Origin of the sequence: Ignatzschineria indica, assembly GCF_003121925.1 — a bacterium.
Taxonomy (GTDB): domain Bacteria; phylum Pseudomonadota; class Gammaproteobacteria; order Cardiobacteriales; family Wohlfahrtiimonadaceae; genus Ignatzschineria; species Ignatzschineria indica.
In genome coordinates this window covers 74,075-97,338 of record NZ_QEWR01000008.1, presented here as the reverse complement: position 1 = coordinate 97,338, position 23,264 = coordinate 74,075, and the positions used below count along the sequence as shown (strand labels likewise).

The 23,264-nt window shown below is 41.0% G+C and carries 19 protein-coding genes and 1 rRNA gene; 3 read left to right on the top strand and 17 right to left on the bottom strand.

Annotation, left to right across the window (positions count from 1 at the left end; all coding sequences use genetic code 11):
- The 16 genes from DC082_RS10265 to holA all read right to left on the bottom strand — a co-directional run.
- Positions 1 to 255 (bottom strand): 16S ribosomal RNA (locus DC082_RS10265); the annotation flags it as partial.
- A 629-nt stretch (positions 256 to 884) separates the two neighbouring features.
- A complete protein-coding gene (locus DC082_RS10260) occupies positions 885 to 2,102 on the bottom strand; it encodes an aminotransferase class V-fold PLP-dependent enzyme (RefSeq protein ID WP_109236887.1) in 1,218 nt (405 codons plus the stop codon).
- Between the two features lie 286 nt (positions 2,103 to 2,388).
- Positions 2,389 to 3,471 (bottom strand): SufB/SufD family protein, encoded by a 1,083-nt coding sequence (locus tag DC082_RS10255; RefSeq protein ID WP_109236886.1) that lies wholly within the window; start codon positions 3,469 to 3,471, stop codon positions 2,389 to 2,391.
- A gap of 10 nt (positions 3,472 to 3,481) precedes the next feature.
- The gene (gene sufC / locus DC082_RS10250) at positions 3,482 to 4,252 is read right to left on the bottom strand and encodes a Fe-S cluster assembly ATPase SufC (protein WP_094568375.1); all 771 of its coding nucleotides are present in this window, start codon (positions 4,250 to 4,252) and stop codon (positions 3,482 to 3,484) included.
- 83 nt (positions 4,253 to 4,335) lie between these two features.
- Positions 4,336 to 5,793 (bottom strand): Fe-S cluster assembly protein SufB, encoded by a 1,458-nt coding sequence (gene sufB, locus DC082_RS10245; RefSeq protein ID WP_109236885.1) that lies wholly within the window; start codon positions 5,791 to 5,793, stop codon positions 4,336 to 4,338.
- 33 nt (positions 5,794 to 5,826) lie between these two features.
- On the bottom strand, positions 5,827 to 6,264 hold the full coding sequence (locus tag DC082_RS10240; RefSeq protein ID WP_094568377.1) for an SUF system Fe-S cluster assembly regulator: 438 nt from the start codon (positions 6,262 to 6,264) through the stop codon (positions 5,827 to 5,829).
- A 274-nt stretch (positions 6,265 to 6,538) separates the two neighbouring features.
- Complete coding sequence (eno, locus tag DC082_RS10235) at positions 6,539 to 7,825, bottom strand: phosphopyruvate hydratase (RefSeq protein ID WP_109236884.1); 1,287 nt, start codon at positions 7,823 to 7,825, stop codon at positions 6,539 to 6,541.
- A 123-nt stretch (positions 7,826 to 7,948) separates the two neighbouring features.
- Positions 7,949 to 9,226 carry a citrate synthase gene (locus tag DC082_RS10230; protein ID WP_094568379.1) on the bottom strand — a complete coding sequence of 426 codons (1,278 nt, stop codon included), beginning with the start codon at positions 9,224 to 9,226 and terminating at the stop codon, positions 7,949 to 7,951.
- Between the two features lie 157 nt (positions 9,227 to 9,383).
- Positions 9,384 to 10,415: a quinone-dependent dihydroorotate dehydrogenase gene (locus tag DC082_RS10225; protein WP_109236883.1), complete on the bottom strand. Its 1,032-nt coding sequence runs from the start codon at positions 10,413 to 10,415 to the stop codon at positions 9,384 to 9,386.
- 162 nt (positions 10,416 to 10,577) lie between these two features.
- Complete coding sequence (locus DC082_RS10220) at positions 10,578 to 10,820, bottom strand: type B 50S ribosomal protein L31 (RefSeq protein WP_094568381.1); 243 nt, start codon at positions 10,818 to 10,820, stop codon at positions 10,578 to 10,580.
- Between the two features lie 204 nt (positions 10,821 to 11,024).
- Positions 11,025 to 12,281 carry a transcription termination factor Rho gene (rho, locus tag DC082_RS10215; protein ID WP_094568382.1) on the bottom strand — a complete coding sequence of 419 codons (1,257 nt, stop codon included), beginning with the start codon at positions 12,279 to 12,281 and terminating at the stop codon, positions 11,025 to 11,027.
- Between the two features lie 218 nt (positions 12,282 to 12,499).
- Positions 12,500 to 13,171, bottom strand: a complete 672-nt coding sequence (locus DC082_RS10210) for a DedA family protein (protein WP_189363345.1) — start codon at positions 13,169 to 13,171, stop codon at positions 12,500 to 12,502.
- Between the two features lie 232 nt (positions 13,172 to 13,403).
- Complete coding sequence (gene lolD, locus DC082_RS10205) at positions 13,404 to 14,108, bottom strand: lipoprotein-releasing ABC transporter ATP-binding protein LolD (protein WP_109236881.1); 705 nt, start codon at positions 14,106 to 14,108, stop codon at positions 13,404 to 13,406.
- Positions 14,101 to 15,390 (bottom strand): lipoprotein-releasing ABC transporter permease subunit, encoded by a 1,290-nt coding sequence (locus DC082_RS10200; RefSeq protein WP_109236880.1) that lies wholly within the window; start codon positions 15,388 to 15,390, stop codon positions 14,101 to 14,103. The genes lolD and DC082_RS10200 overlap by 8 nt, the downstream gene beginning before the upstream one ends.
- Positions 15,391 to 15,463: 73 nt before the next feature.
- Complete coding sequence (gene scpB, locus DC082_RS10195; protein WP_109236879.1) at positions 15,464 to 16,042, bottom strand: SMC-Scp complex subunit ScpB; 579 nt, start codon at positions 16,040 to 16,042, stop codon at positions 15,464 to 15,466.
- Between the two features lie 135 nt (positions 16,043 to 16,177).
- Positions 16,178 to 17,215 (bottom strand): DNA polymerase III subunit delta, encoded by a 1,038-nt coding sequence (holA, locus tag DC082_RS10190; RefSeq protein ID WP_109236878.1) that lies wholly within the window; start codon positions 17,213 to 17,215, stop codon positions 16,178 to 16,180.
- 606 nt (positions 17,216 to 17,821) lie between these two features.
- On the opposite strand from holA, the gene DC082_RS10185 reads away from it, so the two are divergent.
- Genes DC082_RS10185 through DC082_RS10175 form a run of 3 tightly spaced genes read left to right on the top strand, consistent with a single transcriptional unit; the run spans position 17,822 to position 21,309 of the window.
- Positions 17,822 to 18,802 carry a TAXI family TRAP transporter solute-binding subunit gene (locus DC082_RS10185; RefSeq protein WP_109236877.1) on the top strand — a complete coding sequence of 327 codons (981 nt, stop codon included), beginning with the start codon at positions 17,822 to 17,824 and terminating at the stop codon, positions 18,800 to 18,802.
- The gene (locus DC082_RS10180) at positions 18,780 to 19,298 is read left to right on the top strand and encodes a DUF1850 domain-containing protein (RefSeq protein WP_109236876.1); all 519 of its coding nucleotides are present in this window, start codon (positions 18,780 to 18,782) and stop codon (positions 19,296 to 19,298) included. Before DC082_RS10185 ends, DC082_RS10180 begins: the two co-directional genes overlap by 23 nt.
- Complete coding sequence (locus DC082_RS10175) at positions 19,285 to 21,309, top strand: TRAP transporter permease (RefSeq protein ID WP_109236875.1); 2,025 nt, start codon at positions 19,285 to 19,287, stop codon at positions 21,307 to 21,309. Before DC082_RS10180 ends, DC082_RS10175 begins: the two co-directional genes overlap by 14 nt.
- A 208-nt stretch (positions 21,310 to 21,517) precedes the next feature.
- Here DC082_RS10175 and DC082_RS10170 read toward each other — a convergent pair whose 3' ends face one another.
- A complete protein-coding gene (locus DC082_RS10170) occupies positions 21,518 to 23,245 on the bottom strand; it encodes a thiamine pyrophosphate-dependent enzyme (RefSeq protein ID WP_109236874.1) in 1,728 nt (575 codons plus the stop codon).
- Between the last annotated feature and the right edge of the window lie 19 nt (positions 23,246 to 23,264).

The window sequence follows — 23,264 nt, the reverse complement described above, 5'->3', positions numbered from 1 at the left end:
AACTAGCTAATCCCACATAGGCTCATCTCTTAGCGCAAGGTCCGAAGATCCCCTGCTTTAAACCGTAGTCCACATCCAGTATTAGCCACCCTTTCGGGTAGTTATCCTAGACTAAAAGGTAGATTCCTATGCATTACTCACCCGTCCGCCACTCGCCACCGAAGAGAGTAAACTCTCCTCGTGCTGCCGTTCGACTTGCATGTGTTAAGCATACCGCCAGCGTTCAATCTGAGCCAGGATCAAACTCTTCAGTTTAATCTCTATAATGTTTAAATCTTTCGATCTAACCATGTAACTTACGTTACTGCTCAATTACTGCTTCTATTTCCATTATAAAAAAATAGATGCTGGAATTGTTTGGTTAGACTTCTATTCTTTTGCTCACGCAAACAAATACAAGCCCCCATACAAACTTACTTAAGATTAATTTGTTAAAGAACTTTAGGGTTAAAGTGAATCAAATTTGAATTTCTTACCGCCCTAAGCAGACGAACTATATTACAGATGCTTTATCAACTTGTCAAACTTATTTTTAACTATTTTTTGAGTTTTCCGATTTTGATTTTAACTTAAATCTCAATCTCGAATCCTACTCAAATCCCCATTAGCAAGATGTTAAAAACGATATTAAAACCTGCTTAAAACTGACTACTAATAGGATAAAGCTTTGACTATTTCAGAAGCGCTGTGTCGTCTGAGGTGATGTATCTTACCCCTTTCATTTTTATTTGCAACCCTTTTACTGATCAAAATATAAACATCCATATAAATAGATTATAGATAGTTAAGAGAAAAGAGTTGCTTGAGAGATCAGAAAGAGAGCTAATCTATTGATATGGAATCAAAATTGATTTATACCATTTAATAAGACTCTCTATCTAACATTAGCCAAAAAGTTTGATAATTTTCTTCAATCCCGCAATTAATCGATCAACATCTTCACTATTGTTATAGATGCCAAAAGAGATTCTTGCTGTTGCCGGCACATCCATTCTTCTCATCAAAGGCTGTGCACAATGGTGCCCTACACGAATAGCAACCCCCTCGTGGTCAAGCAGCGTTCCAATATCATGAGGATGAATTCCCTTAACAACGAATGAGATAACGCCTACCTTCTCTTTTGCCGTACCGATCACTCTTACTTCTGGAATCTCCGCCAATTGTGCCATTGTATAATCGAGCAATGCATCTTCATGTGCTGTAATCGTTTCAAAACCAATCTCTTCCACCCACTCAAGAGCTTTACCAAAAGCGATAACCCCGGCAATATTGGGAGTTCCCGCTTCAAACTTATTAGGTAATGGCGCAAATGTTGTTTTTTCGAAAGTCACGAGATCGATCATATCTCCTCCGGTCTGATAAGGAGGCATCGCTTCTAATAGCTCTCTTTTGCCATAGAGAATTCCAACTCCGGTCGGACCATAAAGTTTATGGGCAGAGAAAGCATAAAAATCAACATCGAGTTCTGTCACATTTAGAGGTTGATGAACCGCTCCCTGCGCGCCATCAATTAAGACTTTAGCTCCCACTTTATGAGCGGCTTCTATAATATACTTCACATCATTGATCGTTCCTAATACATTAGAGACTTGTGTGACTGAAACAATTTTCACCCGTTCACTTAACATCTCTAAATATTGATCAAGTAGAAGCTCTCCTTGATCATTAATAGGAATTACTTTAAGTTCCGCTCCTCTCTCGTTACAGATCATCTGCCATGGAACGATATTCGCATGATGCTCCATCTCTGAAATAATTACGATATCTCCCGGTTCTAAAACCATTCGCCCGTAACTTTGTGCAACTAAGTTAATACTTTCGGTTGTCCCTTTCGTAAAAATCACTTCACGGGAATCTTCTGCTCCAATAAACTTACGAACGACATCACGCACTAACTCATACTCTTGAGTCGATTTTTCACTAAAGAAATAGACTCCTCGATGAATATTTGCGTAATACTTCTCATATACCTCTCTTTCGGCATCAATGACCACTTGAGGTTTTTGTGCTGAAGCCCCGGTATCTAAAAACGCGACGGGCGCTCCTTTTACCGTTTCACTAAAGATAGGGAACTGTTGACGAATTTCTGGCAATGCGATCATGCGATACCTCTGCTGATGATATTTATATATGATATTTAATATTTCGAATTTAGATATGAAGTTTAGACTTTTTAGTCCAAACATAAAGGATAGAGATGGTTAGTGAAAAAGGGCATCCGGAATAAGAGAACAAAAACGGCTATAACCCATACCAGTAAAAAGAGAATACCGGTGATAGCTATAGCCGCTCGTCACAATCTAGAGAAGGTCATACGCACAACAATACAATTTCGATAGAGTTGGTTAATGCGATGACCTCTACTCTTAGCGATCTCTCTTCCTAATATTACATCAACTGTGCAATATCTTTATCTAGTTGATGATGAAGCCACTCACTAATCGATTTTGAATCAATAGTCTCTAAGATCTCAACTGCATACGCACGAATCAAAATTCGCTTTGCTTCCGCCTCTGAAATACCTCTAGTGCGGAGATAGAAGAGATGATCAGGATCGATAAAGCCAACCGTCGCTCCATGAGTACAACGAACATCATCCGCATAAATGAGTAGACGAGGAATGGTTAATGCTCGAGCACCATCATTGAGAAGTAGAGAGCGAGTCATCTGATCTGCATTGATCTTTTGAGCATCTTGATAAACATGAATCTGTGCATCAAAGATCGATTCTGCACGATCTTTCAAGATATTTTTTACCTGCTGACGACTCTCACAATTAGGAACGCGGTGATCCATATCGATAATGTGTGAGATATGTTCTCTACCTTCTCCAATATTTAATATATTAAGGTCGGTAAACCCCTCTTCCCCATTCATATGAAGATGGATATCAGATCGAGAGAGCTCACCCTGTGCTTGATAACTCATATAATGAACATGGCTCTTTTCTGCTTGTTCAGAGGTGAAATCAAAAAGAGATGACCCTTTGGCACCATTAAGTGCAGCACGGACAAACTCTACTTTTGCTTCAGTGGCAATATCAGCTTCAACACGACCTAAATTAAGGTAGTGTCCTTCTCCAGATTCGACAAGGAGAAATGAGATTTCTGCCCCTCTTTCAACCGTGATATTAATATTGAAATCAACTTTGGTTGACTGATCTCCAGCATCTGAGAAGTGATAAATAACGATAGGACGATCGATCTTCGCGCCCTCCACTACTTTAATCTCTAAACGCTGCTCTGTTCCTCGTACTAAAAACCCTTCTGGCAGCGCTAACTCACTAATCCAACGAGCACTAACCTCTCCATTATAGATTGGTAATACTACCCCATTTTCAGGTAGTACTTCAGAGATCGGGGCCGCTGTTTCACGTGAAACCGGATCTTTCCAGTCCACAGAGATCACTTTACGAAGGGGGGTATCTCTAAAACGCTCTTTTGAAGCATTCTCTTTATATACTGTTAGCATTAATCTCTCCTTACTTATGAATACGAGTTCCGCCAGCTTCTTCACCACGGAATGCTACGTAACCCTCTTTTTCGAGCTCTAACGCTAACTCTTTACCGCCACTTTTAACAATTTTGCCATCCGTCATTACATGAACAAAGTCCGGCTGTACATAATCGAGTAGACGTTGATAGTGAGTAATCAATAAGAACCCACGATTTTGATCTCTCAATGAGTTAATTCCTTCGGAGATAACACGAAGTGCATCAATATCGAGTCCGGAATCAGTCTCATCAAGAACTGCTAACTTAGGTTCAAGCACTAACATCTGTAAAATCTCATTACGTTTCTTCTCTCCACCTGAGAATCCAGCATTTACAGCTCTCTTTAAGAAAGAGGCATCCATCTTTACAGTCTTCATCTTCTCTTGAAGCAACTCATAGAATTCTAAAGCATCAACAGGCTCTTCCCCACGAGATTTACGAATTGCATTCAACGCACTTCTTAAGAAGTAGTGATTATTAACACCAGGGAGCTCTGCTGGATATTGGAATCCTAAAAAGATCCCCATCTGTGCACGCTCATCAGGATCCATCTCTAAAATACTCTTACCTTCAAAAAGGATATCTCCTTCCGTGATCTCATATCCCTCTTTTCCAACGATAATATTAGCTAATGTACTCTTTCCTGAGCCGTTTGGACCCATAATTGCATGGACTTTTCCCGCTTCAATATTGAGGGTAACTCCCTTAAGGATCTCATTACCATCGACTTCTACATGTAAATTTATAATTTGTAACATATTTCTACTCTCGTTATTAATTTTGTAATCGTTATTTCTGCCACCAGCTTCAATATGATGGCGATATGCTTTTTAGTCCCGTTTTAACCGACACTGCCCTCTAATCGCAGCTCGATCAATTTTTGTGCTTCAACAGCAAACTCCATCGGTAACTCATCGAAGATCTCTTTACAGTAACCATTTACAATAAGGTTAATTGCATCCTCTTCAGAGAGTCCACGCTGTTGACAATAGAAGAGCTGCTCTTCAGAAATTTTTGAAGTAGAAGCTTCATGCTCCACTTTTGAGCTCGAGTTACGAACATCAATATAGGGGAAAGTATGGGCTCCACATTTATCTCCCATCAAGAGAGAATCACACTGAGAATAGTTATGTGAACCTGTTGCATTAGGCCCGATTCTTACCAGTCCGCGATAAGAGTTTTCTGAGTAGCCTGCAGAGATTCCTTTAGAGATAATCGTAGAGCGAGTATTTTTACCAATGTGGATCATCTTAGTACCTGTATCGGCTTGCTGACGATCTTTTACAAGTGCTACAGAGTAGAACTCTCCAACAGACTCATCCCCTTTTAAGATACAGCTTGGGTATTTCCATGTGATTGATGATCCTGTTTCAACCTGTGTCCAAGTAATTTTTGACTGAAATCCTTCACAAATACCGCGCTTTGTTACAAAGTTATAGATTCCACCTTTACCCTCTTCATCCCCGGGATACCAATTTTGAACAGTGGAATATTTTATCGTCGCTTTCTCTTTTGCCACTAACTCAACAACCGCAGCATGAAGTTGATTCTCATCTCTTTGTGGAGCAGTACATCCTTCAAGATAAGAGACATAACTTCCTTCATCTGCAACAATTAATGTACGCTCAAATTGCCCTGTATTAGATGCATTAATCCGGAAGTAGGTGGAGAGTTCCATAGGGCAACGCTTACCTTTTGGAATATAGACAAAAGAACCATCGGTAAAGACAGCGGCATTGAGTGCGGCAAAGTAGTTATCATCATGGGGAACAACTGTTCCTAAATGCTCTTTTACCAATTCAGGATACTCCTGAACCGCTTCACTAAAGGAGCAGAAGATAATGCCCTGCTCTAAAAGACGGTCTTTATAACTTGTTGCGACAGAGACGGAGTCAAATACAGCATCAACCGCTACACCTGCTAAAATTTTCTGCTCTTCAAGCGGAATCCCTAAGCGCTCATAGGTATAGAGAAGCTCAGGATCAACTTCATCTAAACTCTTTGGTCCATCTGCCATCGATTTAGGAGCTGAGTAGTAAGAGATTGCTTGATAATCGATCGGCTCAATATTGAGATGTGCCCAATCGGGAGTCTCCATCTCTAACCAAGCACGATAAGCCGTTAAACGATATTCTAACAACCATTCAGGCTCATTCTTAATTTGGGATATTTTACGAATCACATCTTCATCTAATCCCGGAGGAAGGGTTTCTTGCTCGATTTCTGTTGTGAAGCCATATTTATACTCTTCACCGGCAAGCGCTTCAATTCTATCTTTTTCTGTAATTTCTGCTGTCATAATCGTTCTATTTTATTATCTTAAAAAATTAGTTTATAAGAGATCTATCACATTCATTTCTGCTTTTAGATCGCTCGGTGAGCCGAGAAGAGATAACAACGTCACTTCAGAAAAGCTCTTATAGAGCTGCTGATTAATGACTCGCCAATGAGGGGCTAATTGACAATCTATCGCTTTATCACAAGGATTCTCAAGATCATTACAAGCATTCATTGCGACAGGGCCTTCAATTGCCTCAATAACATCAAGTAACGTAATCTCCTCGGGAGACTTCTGCAATTGATATCCTCCATAAACACCTCTTGTTGAAGTTAAGAGCTCCGCTTTAACAAGAAGCTTCAGAACTTTACTCACCAAAGAGACATTTAGATCACAGATCTCCGCTAGCGTTGATGCACTCATTCTCTCTTCTCTTACCGCAAGCTTAGTAAGAACAAGTAAGGCATAATCTGTTTCTCGGGTAATTCTCAATGTTAAGACTCTCTAAAAAATCAATATAGGAGTAATATAGTACCATATTAGTCCTAATTCAAATTTGTTTTGATAATCGCGGTTATTGAGCGCCTCAATAATGTCTCAATAACCTCTCAATCAACATCCACACAATATAAGAATAGAGAATCATATCGATCAGAAGATCGGGCATCGTACTAAAAAATGCAACAGAGAAAAGAAATAAAGAAGAGGCCGTCTAGATACTCCAAACGGCCTCTTCTCATATTATTTATCAATGATTAACAATATATTAAAATTTTACTGATTTAAAAGCCTTTTTTCCGGCATAAATAGCTTTATCACCAAGCTCTGCCTCAATACAGATCAAGCGATTATATTTTGCAACACGATCTGAACGGCAAAGTGAGCCTGTCTTGATTTGTGTCGCAACAGTAGCAACAGCGATATCAGCAATCGTTGTATCTTCTGTCTCGCCTGAACGATGTGATACAACAGAGGTATAACCTGCCTCATCTGCCATATTAATCGCATCAATGGTCTCTGTTAAGGTACCGATCTGATTAGGCTTAATTAAGATTGAGTTTGCAATACCACGCTTAATCCCTTCTTGTAGGATTTTTGTATTCGTAACAAAAAGATCATCCCCGACAATCTGCACACGATTACCAATCTTCTCAGTTAAGACTGCCCAACCTTCCCAATCTTCTTCATCCATACCATCTTCAATTGTAATAATCGGATAGCGATTGACCCAATCTTCTAAAAATGCGGCAAATTCTGCTGAAGTAAAGCTCTTATTCTCAGATGCTAAAACATATTGACCATCTTTATAAAACTCAGAAGCCGCAATATCGAGACCTAAGAAGACATCTTTTCCTGCTTCATAGCCGGCACGTTTAATCGCCGTCATAATCACTTCTAATGCTTCCTCGTTAGAGCCAAGATTTGGAGCAAATCCACCCTCATCACCCACTCCTGTTGCTAACCCCTTCTCTGTAAGCACTTTACGTAACTCATGGAAGATTTCAGCACCACAACGGATCGCTTCAGCAAATGTCGGTACACCTACCGGGAGAATCATAAATTCTTGAACATCTACAGAGTTGTCAGCATGCGCTCCTCCGTTAAGAATATTCATCATCGGAACAGGTAGCGTATAACTTTCGCGCTCAGCTAAGTAGCGATAAAGTGGTAAACCTTTCTCATTTGCTGCTGCGTGTGCAACCGCTAGAGAGACACCTAATAGAGCATTTGCCCCTAAGTTTGATTTATTCTCAGTACCATCTAATTTAAGTAAGATCTCATCAACATTTTTTTGATCTGATGCTTCAACACCTTTGAGTGCTTTTGCTATTACGCCATTGACGTTCTCACATGCACGTAATACGCCTTTACCACCGTAACGCTTTTGATCCCCATCACGAAGTTCAACCGCCTCTTTTGCCCCTGTAGAGGCACCACTAGGTACAGCTGCAGTACCTGATACACCCGACTCTAAAGTAGCTTTTACCCATACGGTTGGATTACCGCGTGAATCAAGAATTTCTCGTGCAATGATCGAGTTGATTGCTGACATAAATTTCTCCAAATAGATATTATAAAAAAGCAAAAGGCGTAACTACAAAATAGCTACACCTTCCTATTATTTATTGTTATTACTCAAATTTCAACTTGAGATAATAATCCTTTCTTTTTCTGCCTATTTTACATCACGGATCTTAGGACCGATGTAACGTTGACGGGGACGACCAATCTTCATATTTGGATCTGCGATCATCTCTGCCCAATGGCTAATCCAACCACTTGTACGTGCAATTGCGAACATAGGTGTGAACATCTCAACAGGAATACCTAATGCTTTGTAGATAATACCTGAGTAGAAGTCGACGTTTGGATAGAGTTTACGCTCTACAAAGTACTCATCTTTAAGTGCAATCTCTTCAAGTTTAACAGCAATCTCCATCAATGGATCATTACCATATTTTGCCAATACTTCATCAGCAATACCCTTGATGATACGTGCACGTGGGTCAAAGTTTTTATAGACACGGTGACCAAAGCCCATCAAACGGAATGGATCATTCTTATCTTTCGCTTTTGCAATAAACTTATCGATATTGCTAACATCACCGATCTCTTCAAGCATAACGAGTACAGCTTCGTTAGCACCACCATGTGAAGGTCCCCATAATGATGCGATACCTGATGCGATCGCTGTAAACGGATCTGCACCTGAAGAACCTGCTAGACGAACCGTTGAAGTTGACGCGTTTTGCTCATGGTCAGCATGAAGCGTAAAGAGCACATCAATTGCTTTCTCTGCAACAGGATCAACTTCATAATCAGCACATGGTGTTGAGAACATCATCTGTAAGAAGTTACCTGCATAAGAGAGATCGTTACGTGGGTAACGGATCGGCTGACCTTGACCATGCTTATAACAAGCCGCTGCGATTGTTGGCATCTTAGAGATTAAACGGTGCGCAATAATCATGCGATGCTCAGGATCGAAGATATTCATCTTGTCATGGTAGAAACCCGCCATTGAAGCAACTGACCCTACTAACATCGCCATAGGATGAGAGTCATAACGGAATCCTTGAAGGAAGCTCTTCATATTCTCATGCATCAAAGAGTGCGTCATAATGATCTCTTTGAACTCTTTTGATTGCGCTTCATCTGGAAGCTCACCATTCCAAAGAAGATAAGCAACATCGAGATAATCTTTCTTCGCCGCTAACTGCTCAATAGGATAACCACGATAGAGTAGTTCACCCTTCTCACCATCAAGATAGGTAATTGCACTCTCACAACTTGCTGTAGAGACATAACCTGGGTCATAGCTAAACATCGACATCTCTCTGTTTAACTTCGCAATATCAATAACAGAATTACCATAAACAGAATCCAAAATTGGAAATTCTGCTTCATGTCCTGTTCTATTATTTCTAAAGGTGACAGTATCTTTTGTACTCATACTAATTTCCTCCAGCTTTCGGTAACTATCCCCATTAATGGAGTTATCACTTCAGCTCTATTTTAATAAAAACTCAAACTTGAGATGAATAATATTGTTCGACCATCTTAGTACATAAACGATTATTTTAAAATAGCCACAATGGTTCCTCGGTGATTCAATTTTCTAATCGCGCTAATAACGCTCGATTGATATCGATAATTAATTGTGGTCCTTCATAGATAAAACCACTATAGAGTTGCACCAAAGATGCTCCGGCATCTAACTTATCTAGAGCATCTTGGGCCGTCATAATTCCACCTACGCCGATAATCGGAAAGCGTCCCTGACTCTCCTTTGCTAAAAAACGGATAACCGCTAAAGATCGTTCTGTTAAAGGAGCACCACTCACGCCTCCGGCCTCAGCTTTCAGCGGAGATTGAATGCCTTCTCGTGAAATAGTGGTATTGGTCGCAATAATGCCGGCAATATTTGATTCATCGACAATCTCGACAATCTCTTGCAACTGCTCATTAGAGAGATCTGGGGCTATTTTAAGTAGAATTGGTTTTGGATTTTGATATTTCTGATTTGCATTCTGTAACGCTTGCAATAGCGCCAATAACGGAGCTTTCTCTTGAAGAGCTCGCAAATTAGGCGTATTGGGAGAACTGACATTAACCACAAAATAATCAACAACGTCAAACAGTGTATGAAAACAGGTTAAATAATCATCCACCGCCTGTTCATTAGGCGTCTCTTTATTTTTACCAATATTGCCCCCAATGATTAACCGATGTTGCCGCTTCAATAAGCGAAGTCGTGCAGCATCAACACCCTCATTATTAAAACCCATTCGATTAATAATTGCGGACTCATCAACGAGACGAAAGAGTCTCTTCTTAGGATTACCCGGTTGCCCTTTCGGAGTTACTGTCCCAATCTCAACAAAAGAGAAACCAAGATCTCCTAACGCTTGATAGAGTTTAGCATCCTTATCAAATCCCGCAGCTAAACCGACAGGATGGCGAAAAGTGAGACCAAAAACCTCCCGCTGAAGGCGAGGATCCTCTAAAATTTTCTCACGATCGATCAGACGATTTTTTACAAAAGGGAGTGCCGTTAATGCTCTAATCCCCCAAAATGAGAGGTGATGAGAACATTCAGGATCTAGCTTAAAGAGTAGTTTTTGAATAATTTTTTTTATCATCAGCACAATCTTTACAATTCTGTTGCCGCTATTATCCTCCTATTTTGAGACAAAGCTAGCAAAAACATTTAATCATCACTTTAGAAAAGATTTTCCCATAAAAAAAGCATCTCTAAATGAGATGCTCTCTTTTGAATCCTAATAGCGTTATATTCACTAATATTAACGACCATATTTCTTACGGAAACGGTCAACACGACCTTCCGCATCAAGAATATTTTGTTGACCTGTGAAGAATGGATGTGACGCAGAGGTTACTTCCATACGCGCTAATGGGTATTCGTTACCATCAGTCCATACGATTGTATCTTTAGTTGCGATTGTTGAACGTGTTAAGATCGCAAAATCACTAGATGCATCTTGAAACACTACAGGACGGTAGTTGATTGTATTTTCTTTTGACATAATATTTTATCCATTAATTAATGTTTATCGCTTGACTCTCTCGAGCCTACTTCCTTAATGCACAGTTAGATTCGTCAATCTAAATGTCTACCGCATTAAAAAAATAATCAAGACGGGAATTTTACTGTAAAGAGAAGCCTAATGCAAATCTATTACGCATCAAAGGCCCCTCTTTCGATCCATTTTAGAGCTTCTTAGGGCTATTTACCCCTTCATCATTTGGAAAAACTCTGCATTTGTCTTAGTCTCGCGCATCCGCTCAAGCATAAATTCCGCAGCTTCAATCTCATCCATAGGATGGATCAATTTACGAAGAATCCACATCTTCTGTAGCTCTTCTGGCCCCATTAAGAGCTCTTCACGACGTGTTCCTGAGCGATTCACATTAATCGCCGGGAAGATCCGTTTTTCAGCAATACGACGATCTAATTGAATCTCTGAGTTTCCGGTTCCTTTAAACTCTTCAAAGATCACCTCATCCATCTTCGAGCCGGTATCCACCATTGCTGTAGCAATAATGGTCAAGCTTCCGCCATTCTCAATATTCCGCGCCGCACCAAAGAAACGCTTAGGACGATGGAGCGCATTGGCATCAACCCCTCCTGAGAGAACTTTTCCTGATGAGGGGACTACCGTATTATAAGCGCGTGCTAAACGGGTCATAGAATCGAGTAGAATGACCACATCACGACCATGCTCCACAAGACGACGCGCCTTTTCAATCACCATCTCAGCGACTTGAACATGGCGCAGAGCAGGCTCATCAAAGGTTGAAGCCACCACATCACCTTTAACAAGGCGTTGCATCTCTGTTACTTCTTCTGGACGCTCATCAATTAAGAGAACCATCAAATATGCTTCTGGATGATTAATTGCGATCGATTGCGCAATATTTTGCATCATAATCGTCTTACCCGCTTTCGGGGGTGCAACGATCATACTTCTTTGCCCTTTACCAATCGGCGCTACAATATCGATTAAACGAGCAGTAATATCTTCGCTAGAACCATTTCCTAATTCCATTTTTAGTGGCTCATTAGGATGAATAGGAGTTAAGTTTTCAAAAGCGATCTTACGGCGATTCTTACTAACCGGCTCATAGTTGATCTCATTTACTTTAACGAGTGCAAAATATTTCTCATTATCTTTAGGTGCGCGAATAACACCTGAAACGGTATCTCCTGTTCGAAGATTGAAACGTCTTATTTGAGAAGGGCTAATATAGACATCATCAGGACCTGCTAAGAAGGAGCTATCTACCCCTCTTAAAAAACCGTATCCATCATTAAGGACTTCAAGCACCCCATCACCAATAACCTCACCACCTTTTTCTGCTTGTTCTTGTAAAATGGCAAAGATGAGCTCATGCTTTTTAGCCCGCATTAGTCCTTGGATATTCATTTCTTCGGCAATATCTACTAGCTCTTGGGCCGTTTTTTGTTTTAGTTCTGTTAGATTCATAGATTGATTTTATAAAAAGTATAAGAGAGGATTCTAAATGCTGTTTAGAATAAAATTCTATTTAAAATAAATATTTAGAATGGATAAGAAGAGTTTATCTTGTGAATTATCTTATGAGTAATATAGGGGACTCGCCCTCACATTTCCTTAAAGGCCTCAACGATAAGTTGGGCTACTAATAGTGAGAAATGGATAGAAGATTTATTATTAGCGAAAGTTTATGCTTTATCTCCGTCCCGTGCAACTTTATTTCGATATTTTGTGATTAAGGCCTTTAAAACTTCGATCCCTATAGGTAATGCCGAGATAAAGACAATTCCAAGGACAATCAGAGAGAAGTTCTCTTGGACTATTTGAGTTTGGCCAAAAAAGTAACCGGCACCTAACATACTCCCAGTCCAAAGAAGGGCACCCAAAATATTATAAGTACCAAAACGACGATAACACATCCGACTAGCACCTGCAACGAAAGGGGCAAAGGTTCTCACGATCGGGATAAAGCGCGCTAAAATAATCGTTTTCCCGCCATGCCGTTGGTAAAACTCTTCTGTCTTTTCTAAATATTTAAGCTTAAAAATTTTAGCATCCCTTCTAAAGGGTTTAACACCTAAATGTTGCCCTATCTGATAATTAACAGCATCACCAACAATGGCAGCGACAAGTAATGTTCCAAAGAGAATCCAGATATTCATCAATCCCGTCGCCGCTAAAGCACCTGCCGCAAAGAGAAGAGAATCTCCCGGTAAAAAAGGAGTTACGACAAGCCCTGTTTCACAAAAAATGATCAATATTAAAATCCCATAGATCCAATATCCATACTGAGAGATAATCACCTCTAGATAATCATCTACATGGAGAAATATATCGACCACCTGCATTAACCAATCCATCACGCTACTCTACCCTTCTCTCTTCTACGGCCACTTTGCTCTAACTCAACAGTTCAAAAACATCTTTAAGACATCTTTAAGTTAACTGACAACGTTGGCACTCGATTTATGACATTCTATCTGATTACTACTATCTTACTATTTGACGACTTCGCTATTTCGTTATTTCGCTATCACTACTATAACTACTATCACTACTTTTATAGTCTCTTAAATCACCGCTATGAAATCACTATAGAGCAGTCCGATCAACAGGATGGAGTTGCATCTCATTAAGCCGCCAGCATTGATCCATCTTACGTGCTAAAGAATGATCATGAGTGACTACAATTAATGCCGTACCAATCTCGGCATTAATCTCACACATGAGATCGAAGATCGCATGAGCATTCTCCTCATCGAGATTCCCTGTAGGTTCATCTGCTAAGACCGCTGAGGGTTTTGTGACCAAAGCACGAGCAATAGCAACACGTTGCCGCTCACCGCCTGATAGTTTTCCCGGATGGTGCGTTAATCGATGCGCTAAACCGACTCTATTTAAGAGTTGCTCCGCTTCATGACGTGCTTTAGCAATGCTTGCTCCACCAATCACGAGTGGCAACGCCACATTATCAAGTGCCGTAAACTCAGGAAGAAGATGGTGAAATTGATAGATAAAACCGAGATATTGATTACGAAGATATCCTCGTTTGGCTTCCGATAAACGATTAAAGTGCTCGCCATTGAGATAGATATCTCCACTTGTGGGTTGATCTAATCCCGAGATAATATGCATCAAGGTACTCTTACCGGCACCTGATGCACCCACAATAGCAATGCGATCCCCCTTCTTTATCTCAAAAGTCAGATTTTGAAAGATGACAATCTCACTCTTTTGATCGATAAACTTTTTCGAGATATCTCTCACATCTAAAACAATCGATCCTTCTCTACTCATAACGTAATGCCTCCGCAGGTTGAGTTCTCGATGCCTTCCACGCAGGATAGAGTGTCGCAACACTTGCTAATAGAAAGGCTATGCCGGCAATTGTCGCAACATCTGAGAAGAGTACAATTGAAGGGATCTCCGATATAGGATAGATACTTGGCTCAAAGAGTGTCTTTCCAACCATCTTTTCAATCCAGCGCACAATATCGGCAACATTAAAGGCAATCAATAACCCCAAAATAATCCCAATTAAAGCCCCAAAGAATCCGATAAAGGTTCCTTGAACCATAAATATCGCCATAATATGCCGCGGTGGCATCCCCAAGGTACGTAAGATCGCAATCTCCGATCGCTTCTCCGTCACCACCATCACCAACATCGATACCACATTAAAAACAGCAACGGCAACAATCAGACTCATAATAAGAAACATGGAGATCTTCTCGATCTCAATCATCTTAAAGAGCGCTGAGAATTGATTGACCCAAGTGTAAACTGAATATTGCCCCTCAATTTCAGGCTTAACTTGAAGATAGTAAGCGGTTTCACGCGCCTTCATCGGGTCTTCTAACTGTAGACGAATTCCCGTTACAGCCTCCTTCGGGAGACGGTAGAGTGTTGCCGCATCTTTTAAGTTAACGAAGATATTACTAATATCATATTCATAAATACCGGCACGGAAGAATCCCACCACTTTTAAGCGCTTCATTCGAGGTGAGACGCCAGCGACCGTTACATTAATATCGGAGGTCACCAAGGAGAGATAATCTCCTATCGATAGACCTAAACGGCTTGCCATATCCCGGCTGATCAGAACACCAAACGGCGTATCATCGAGTAGATCAAAACTCCCCTCGATATAGTGCCCCGTGATAGGATCTTTGGTTGTAATGGTATGGGCAATTGCGGAAACTCGCGCTTCATAACGAGGATCAATACCATAAACTTGGACCGGCAACATGACGCCAGAAGCATTAACTAAGCCCTGCCCCTCAATAAAGGGAGCACTCCCTACTACATTTTGCTCTTTTTCTGAGAGCGTCATTAAGGGTTCCCACTCCTCGATATACCCCTTCTGATCACTTAAGATCTGATTGTGAAAAGCCATTGCAATGCTCCGCTCAGCGACCTCTTTTTGAAAGCCATTCATAACGGAGAGGACTACAATCATTGTCATCACACCCAGTGCAATGCCGCCAATTGAGACAAAAGAGATAAATGAGATGAAGTTATTTTTACGCTTTGCTGCGGTATAACGTAATCCCATAAATAGGGGTAAAGGTCTAAACATAATGGTTGATCTTTATTAATCTCAAAGTGATTCAGAAAATTTAGTATAGAGGAATTGATACAGAAGGATACAATTAAACAATCAGAGATTCCTCATCAACATGAGTCGCCTCTTTAAAGAGTTCTTCTAACTCTGGAAGGGGAGGCAGATCACGTAATGATTTTAAATTAAGATCATCGAGCAATTGATCAGTTGTCCCATAGAGCATCGGTCGCCCCGGCACCTCTTTTCTCCCCACCACCTTAATCCACTCCCGCTCCTCTAGACTTCGAATAATATTACTACTAACAGAGACGCCTCGAACAGCTTCAATATCTCCTCGTGTGACCGGTTGTTGATAGAGAATAATAGCTAAGGTCTCAAAGAAAGCACTACTATATCGTTGCTGTTTAGCTTCAAAGAGCTTACCAACCCATTTTGCAAAGCGAGAGGGAACTTGAAAACGCCAACCTGACGCCACCTCCACTAACTCAATACCGCCAGCTGCTTCTCGATATGTCGCCTCTAACGCAAAAAGCGCCCGAATAATATCGCTTTCACTATAATTTTCATCATCTAAGATCGTTAAGATCTCTTTTAGCGAGAGTGGAACCTCTGAAGCCATTAAGATCGCTTCTAATAGCGCTTTTAATTCTTGTTCATAATCATTCATGATTTCTATTAATCTTCTTTCTACCTAATATCCATTAAAGCTTATCTATTGAGCTTATCTATTGAGTAAACAACGCAATAATCTATCGCTATAATCTACCTCAATGATTCTCTATCGAGATTTTCTATCGAATGATTATCGCACTGTTGCAACAGCACTTAAAGAGAGAAGTCGTTTTCCTGATAATGCAAAAGCAACCCGGCGAATTGCATTCCAAGGATTCTCCTTAATCTGTCCTTTAATTGCCTGATCGATCTGCACACCCATCTTCATAATATTTCGCCATCTACGAAGATTGAGCCGAGATAATGCCTGTTGATAAAGGGGTTGTTTATTACGCCAAACTTTCGATAATACCTGTCTCATACTCTCCCCTTGCTCTAATGAGAAGAGCATCTCTCCTAATGTTGCGATCTCTTTTTGTAGCAGAAAGTTCACCAATGTTGCCGGCTCCCCCTCCTCTTCAAAAATGGTAATAATACGATTGATACGATCAACATCGCCCAATAAAATGGCATCACTTAGATCAAATGCAATAAACTTAGAGCTCTGTGTTAAAGCAGAGCGAAGATTCTCAGCGTCTATCTTTCGATCACCATAGTAGAGCGCCAGATAATCGAGCTCCTGAATGACCGAGAAGAGATTGCCCTCATTATTTTGTGCTAAAAGATCGACCGCATCTTTCTCTAAATGGAGATTTCGTCGTTTCGCTTCATTAAAGATCCAGCCGGGAAACTCATGTAATCTCGGTGGATAGAGAATCGAAACGATGCCCACCTTATCGATCGCATTAACCCATTTAGCTTTCTGTTGGGCACTTTTAAGAAGAGGAATAGAGATTAAGAGAAAAAGATCCTCTTGTGGCGCGGCTAAATAGTTTTCTAACATTGTTTGCGCTTTACGATCGGGTGTCGAAGTAAATCTTAATTCAATGATCTGCTTCTCTGAAAAGAGAGAGAGCGATTGCGTCGCGCTGGTAAAAGATCCCCAATCAAAACGATTATCCACCTCTAGAAGGGTTCGCTCATTGAATCCATTTTCCCGATAGAGTGCACGAACCTGATCTGCAAGACTCAAAGAGAGATAGGGTTCATCCCCAGAGATTAAAAGAGCTGCAATCCGCCCCATCCCCTTTTTAATCGTCGGTATGACCTCATATGAATTTAATCGCATAATTCCTTCAATATTTTGACTAATCAGAGAGAAGCATCAGTATACACATAGTGCTAAATAAGGGTCTAACATCTTCATCAAATTCTCTTTTAATCTCACAAAAGAGCAGAATCTTTAAAGAAGAAATTGAACAATCTTTACAACTAATATGTTGCATGCAACAATGTTTTGAGAGTATGATTCAGTTAAAGATTGTGTTACTACAATAGGTCGATAATAAGATCCATTTCCGATATAGATCTCTAAGATAGATTTCCCAGATAGATTTTGATATTGGCTTCTGATCTTTACATTATCTTTACATTTTAATGCGATATCAATATCTTACCTATCGCTCTTTATCCCTCTTGATCGGTCTTATCGATCTGCAGAAAATGGGAAATTGATAGTGAGCAATATTAAGTAGAGATTTGATCTAATATTTGCAATATTTAAAGAGCAATGTTTAGAGGGCTATATTGAGAAAGCAATCATGAGACATTGATAGAGAGATATCGATCTTTTAATTTTACTAAAAAAATACTCGACATCGATCGCTTCCTTTACCTTAAGGCGAGAAGTCGAGTAAGATAGCGGAGTTTTAAAAACTCTACTCTGGAGGATATTATGAAAAAGTTTGGTCTAAAAAAATTATTAATGGTGACGGCATTTTCAACACTCTTAATCGCCTGTGGTGATGATAAAGAGAGTGTTGCAGATAAAGGGGATGGCTTAGATACCCGTTTTGTTACTATCGCAACAGGTGGATCATCAGGTCCTTATAACATTATTGGCACAACACTTGGACAGATCTACTCAAAGACCTATGGTGTAAACTCTAAATCACAATCAACAGGAGCTTCCATTCAAAATGTGAACCTTGTTAATCAAGGTAAAGCTGAACTAGCGCTCACCATGAGTGATGTTTTGAGTCAAGCTGTTGCCGGTGAGGGTTCCTTTAAAGAACCGCTAGAAAATGTGGTACAAATAGCGGCACTCTACCCTAACTATGTCCAAATTGTGACCTCCAAAAAATCGGGCATCAAAACAATGGATGATCTCAAAGGTCGCCGTGTTGCCGTAGGGGATCTCAACTCAGGTACTGAAATGAATGCGCGTGCGCTCCTTAAAGGGCATGGAATCACCTATGATGATCTACAAGTCGATTATCTAGGATTTGCCGAAGCGGTAGATGCACTTCGTGGTGGAAAAATTGATGCTGCCGTCTTAACAAGCGGCCTTCCTAATGCTTCTATTATGGAGCTTGAACAAGGATTTGATCTTCAATTAGTCGAGATTAGAAAACCGATGGTCGATGAGATTGCAAAAGATCAAGCTTACTTCCTCTCTGCAGAGATTCCTGCCGGAACTTACGGTAATGCAGAACCTATTCCAACAGCAATCATTGTTAATGCCTTAGTTGCACGTAAAGATCTCAGTGAAGAGGATGTCTATAAGTTAACAAAGACCTTCTTTGAGAGTCTCAATGATCTTGCTAACTCGCATCAAGCTGCAAAAGGAATCTCTCTTGAGCATGCTCAAGAAGGTTTAGTGGCGCCGCTCCATCCTGGTGCGAAGAAATATTATGATGAGCAAGCTGCTAAATAGAGATAAGAGACGATTACTCACACTATCGATAGTGGTAGTAATAGCTACCACTATCATTCTACTCTCTACAACGATTCGCTCGCAGCCTATTACGCTTATTATCACTGACCATGATCTCTGTAAAATTGAGTCGCCCACTTTCGCACTCTCATGGACTCACTCAGTGGATAAAACTCCTTGGATCGAGTTTTATGAGCGCCAAGATAATGGCTTTATTTTAACCGATACAAAATTCAAAACTTTTGGTGCGGGCGTCCCTCATGATGGCATTCTGCTCGATCGCAATGACGATATGATTCACTATCAGATCGATCACTTTATGCCGGAGATCAACTGGGTTGTTGATCACGATGTCCGTTCTACTATCTATCTTTCTAAAGATCAGCCTTGGGAGATTTATAACGAGGTTGATCGTTATAGCGAAGTAAAAATTCGCAATAGACCTTTTAATTTTTGGCAACGTTTATCTATAAGGAACTGTCATGAGCCGCAATAATGCAGAAGCTTACCATATTGCAGATACGATCCCTGCCGATACGGAACAGATTTTAGAAAAATTTGACCGCGAATCGATAGTGAGAACGCCAAGCAGTAAATATCTCCGTATATTTATCTCCTGCTTTGCAATCTTTTACTCCCTCTTCCATCTTTGGACAACTTATAACCCGATGCCGGAGTTACTCTATCGTGCAACTCACGTTGCCGTCGGAATTGCGCTGGTCTTTCTAATCTACCCTACCTATAAAAAACAAGCTCGCGATAAGATCGCTTGGTATGATTGGGTCTTAGTTGCACTCTCATTTGTCTCATTGGGATATCTCTTTACAGAGTATAATGCGATTGCAACTGTTAGAGGCGGAATCGCTAATAATACCGATATCTTCATGTCCATTATGACTATTCTCTTAGTGATGGAAGCTGCAAGACGCGTTATGGGCCTTATTTTGCCCACGCTTGCGGCGATCTTCTTAATCTACCCCTTTGTGAGTAGTTATCACTTTATGCCGAGAATATTGCAGACGCGCCCCTTCGATCTTAGCGATATCTTTGGACATCTCTATATTACAACAGAAGGACTCTACTCCTCTGCTGTCGGCGCATCGGTCTCCTTTATCTTCCTCTTTATCCTTTTTGGGGCTTTCCTCAATAAATCAGGAATGGGGCAACTCTTTAATGATCTTGCACTTGCATTAGCAGGACATAAACAAGGGGGACCTGCTAAGGTTGCCGTTGTTGCCAGTGGTTTTATGGGGAGTATCAATGGTTCTGCCGTAGGTAATGTTGTTGGTACCGGTGTTTTTACTATTCCGATGATGAAAAAGGTTGGTTATAGCAAAAACTTCTCCGGCGCAGTTGAGGCGAGTGCTTCCGTCGGTGGACAGATCCTACCGCCTATTATGGGGGCAAGCGCCTTTATTATGGCAGAAACCACCGGGATCTCTTATGGAACCATTGCACTTGCAGCGCTCTTCCCGGCACTTCTCTACTACTTAGGCGTTATTGCACAAGTTCACTTTAGAGCAGGAAAAGATAATCTTAAAGGGATTCCTAAAGCAGATCTTCCTCGTGTTAAAGAGGTTTTAAAGGAGCGTGGACACCTTCTCCTTCCTATCTTTGCGCTTGTCTACTTCTTAGGTAACAATATGCCGATCGCTTATGCTGCATTCAATACCATTGCAATTGCAATTGTGGTCAGTCAATTTAGAAAAGCGACGCGCATGAGCTTTAAAAATATTTTAGAAGCTTTAGAAGATGGTGCAAGACAATCCCTCTCTGTCATGGCGGCTTGTGCGGTCATCGGTATTGTGATCGGTGTCTTAAGCTTAACCTCTGCAGCAACAGAGCTCATCGGCTCTATTACAGGAACTGGGGAAGGTATGCTCTTTATGACGCTCTTCTTAACGATGATCGCATCGATGGTTTTAGGTATGGGTCTTCCTTCCATTCCGGCCTATATCATCACCGCAACCATTGCCGCGCCGGCACTTGCCAATATTGGGGTTCCAACAATTGTTGCGCATCTCTTTGTCTTCTATTTTGGACTCTTTGCGAATATTACACCCCCTGTTGCCCTTGCCTCCTTCGCTGGAGCAGGAATTGCCGGTGGAGATCCAATGAAAACCGGATGGCAATCGCTTAAACTCTCCGTTGCCGGCTTTATCGTTCCCTTTATGTTTGTCTATAATCCAGCGATGTTGATGATCGATACAACAGGATTACCGATGAATGCAACAGAGTTTCCTATTCCCCCTATCTTCGATATGATCAGCATTACGATCACCTCAATTATCGGCATTACCGCTTTAAGTGCCGCGGTTGAAGGCTATTTCAAGTGTAGCTTTAGTTTTATCGGTCGCATTATTTTAGCTGCCGGCGCGTTGATGTTAGTCGTTCCAGAGACAGTGACAGACCTCATCGGAGCAGTTATTGTCATCACGATTATCACTATCAATATTAAAAAGCTTCCCATTAAATTGATCAATAAAGACGATAGTGCGCTTGCTTAACATCACGATCCATCTGATCAGATGAAATAATCAAATGATCGATTACAAGCGTAAATCGAAGTAGTAGCAGAAACTGAAACAGGTACAGGAAGATAAAAGGTCTCACTTCAATATTGAAGTGAGACCTTTTCTTTAGCAGTAATAGTGAATCATTACAGCGAATCACAAACCATTTAAAACATGATCATTTACCACTGATGGAAAGCCTCTATTTCCGTAGATAGTTATCTTTTAACATTCCAAAGAAACTCTCCCCTTCACCACCAATGATCGCCTTTGCACCATAGAGTGCCATATTGAGATAATTTCCGGGCGTTGCATGAGGAGGGTAGATCAGCTCTAAACGACTCGTATGAACATCGAGTAATGCCGGACCTTCATGTTCTAAAAAGGCTTTAACACTCTCTTCTAACTCATGAGAACCTTTTGCGGAGAATCCTTTCATTCCAATAGAGTCTGCCATTAGTGCAAAGTCAGGATTTTGTAGATCGGTATAGCTATTAACCATACCATCAGCTTTCATCTCTAACTCTACAAAATCGAGCGTTCCATTATTGATCACGACAATCTTAACGGGGAGCTTCTCTTGAACAATCGTCAATAGATCCCCCATCAACATGGTCATTCCCCCATCACCACAGAGCGCAATCACTTGTCGATCGGGATGAGATTTCTGAATACCGATCGCTTGAGGCATCGCATTCGCCATTGTTCCATGTTTAAGTGATACTAATGTTCGACGCGTTCCCAATGTTTCAAAATGACGCAGTAACCAGACAGTAGCAGAACCACCATCAGCGGTTGCAAAAGCATCCTTCTTAGCATATTCACTCAATAGCTCTGTCAAATATTGAGGGTGAATGAGCTCTTCACTTGCGGCAACAGCTTTCTTATCGAGTTTTTTCACTGTTTTCTGATAAAGATGACGACAACGATCTAAAAATTCTGTCGACTCACGCTGATCAAGATGGGGTAATAATCGCTCTAAGGTGGGCTCAATATCACCAATAAGCCCTAGCTCAATGCCGTGACGAAGCCCAAGTTTTTGAGGATCTCGATCGATCTGAACGATTTTGGCATGCTTAGGATAAAATTGAGACCAAGCAAAATCAGCGCCCAAAATAATGAGCGTGTCACACTCTTCAATCATCTGATATCCCGATTTAATCCCCATCATACCGGTCATACCAACGTTGTAAGGGTTCTCCCCTTCAATAAAATCTTTTCCGCGAGAAGTATGCGCAATCGGCGCCTTAAGGCGCTCTGCTAACGCAATCACTATTTCATGCGCCCCTTCACATCCCGCTCCGGCATAGATTCCAACTTTACCACCGCTATTGATAATTTTTGCTAATTTTACCAGCTCGCTCTCTTGTGGATAGATCAATGGATGTTTAGGTTGATAGAGCTGGCGAATAGGGAGATCCTCAACCTCCGTTGCACTAATATCAGAAGGAAGAATGACTACCGCAACACCCCGCTTTGCAAGTGCTTCTTGGCAGGCAGTCATAATCACTCTCTTCGCTTCATGGGGATTTTTAACCTCTTCACAATAGACTGAACACCCCTCATAAATCGGTTTATAATCCACCTCTTGAGGAAAATTGGTGCCCAATACAGCGGTTGGAAGCTGGCTAGCTATCAAAACCACCGGTGCACCATTGCGATGACTCTCATAAAGACCATTGATAAAGTGTAGGCTTCCAGGACCACAAGAGCCGGCACAAGCGGTTAAACCTTTGGTCATAAAAGATTCTGCACCAGCGGCAAATCCACCCACCTCTTCGTGGCGCACATGAACCCACTCAATCTCCGTATGAAAACGCATTGCATTGGTAACATCATTGAGCGTATCGCCGACCACACCATAACAACGCTTTACTCCAAAGAGCTCCAATGTCTCCACAATAATCTGTGCTACTTTCTTCTTTGCCATCTTTTCTCTTCCTATCGAT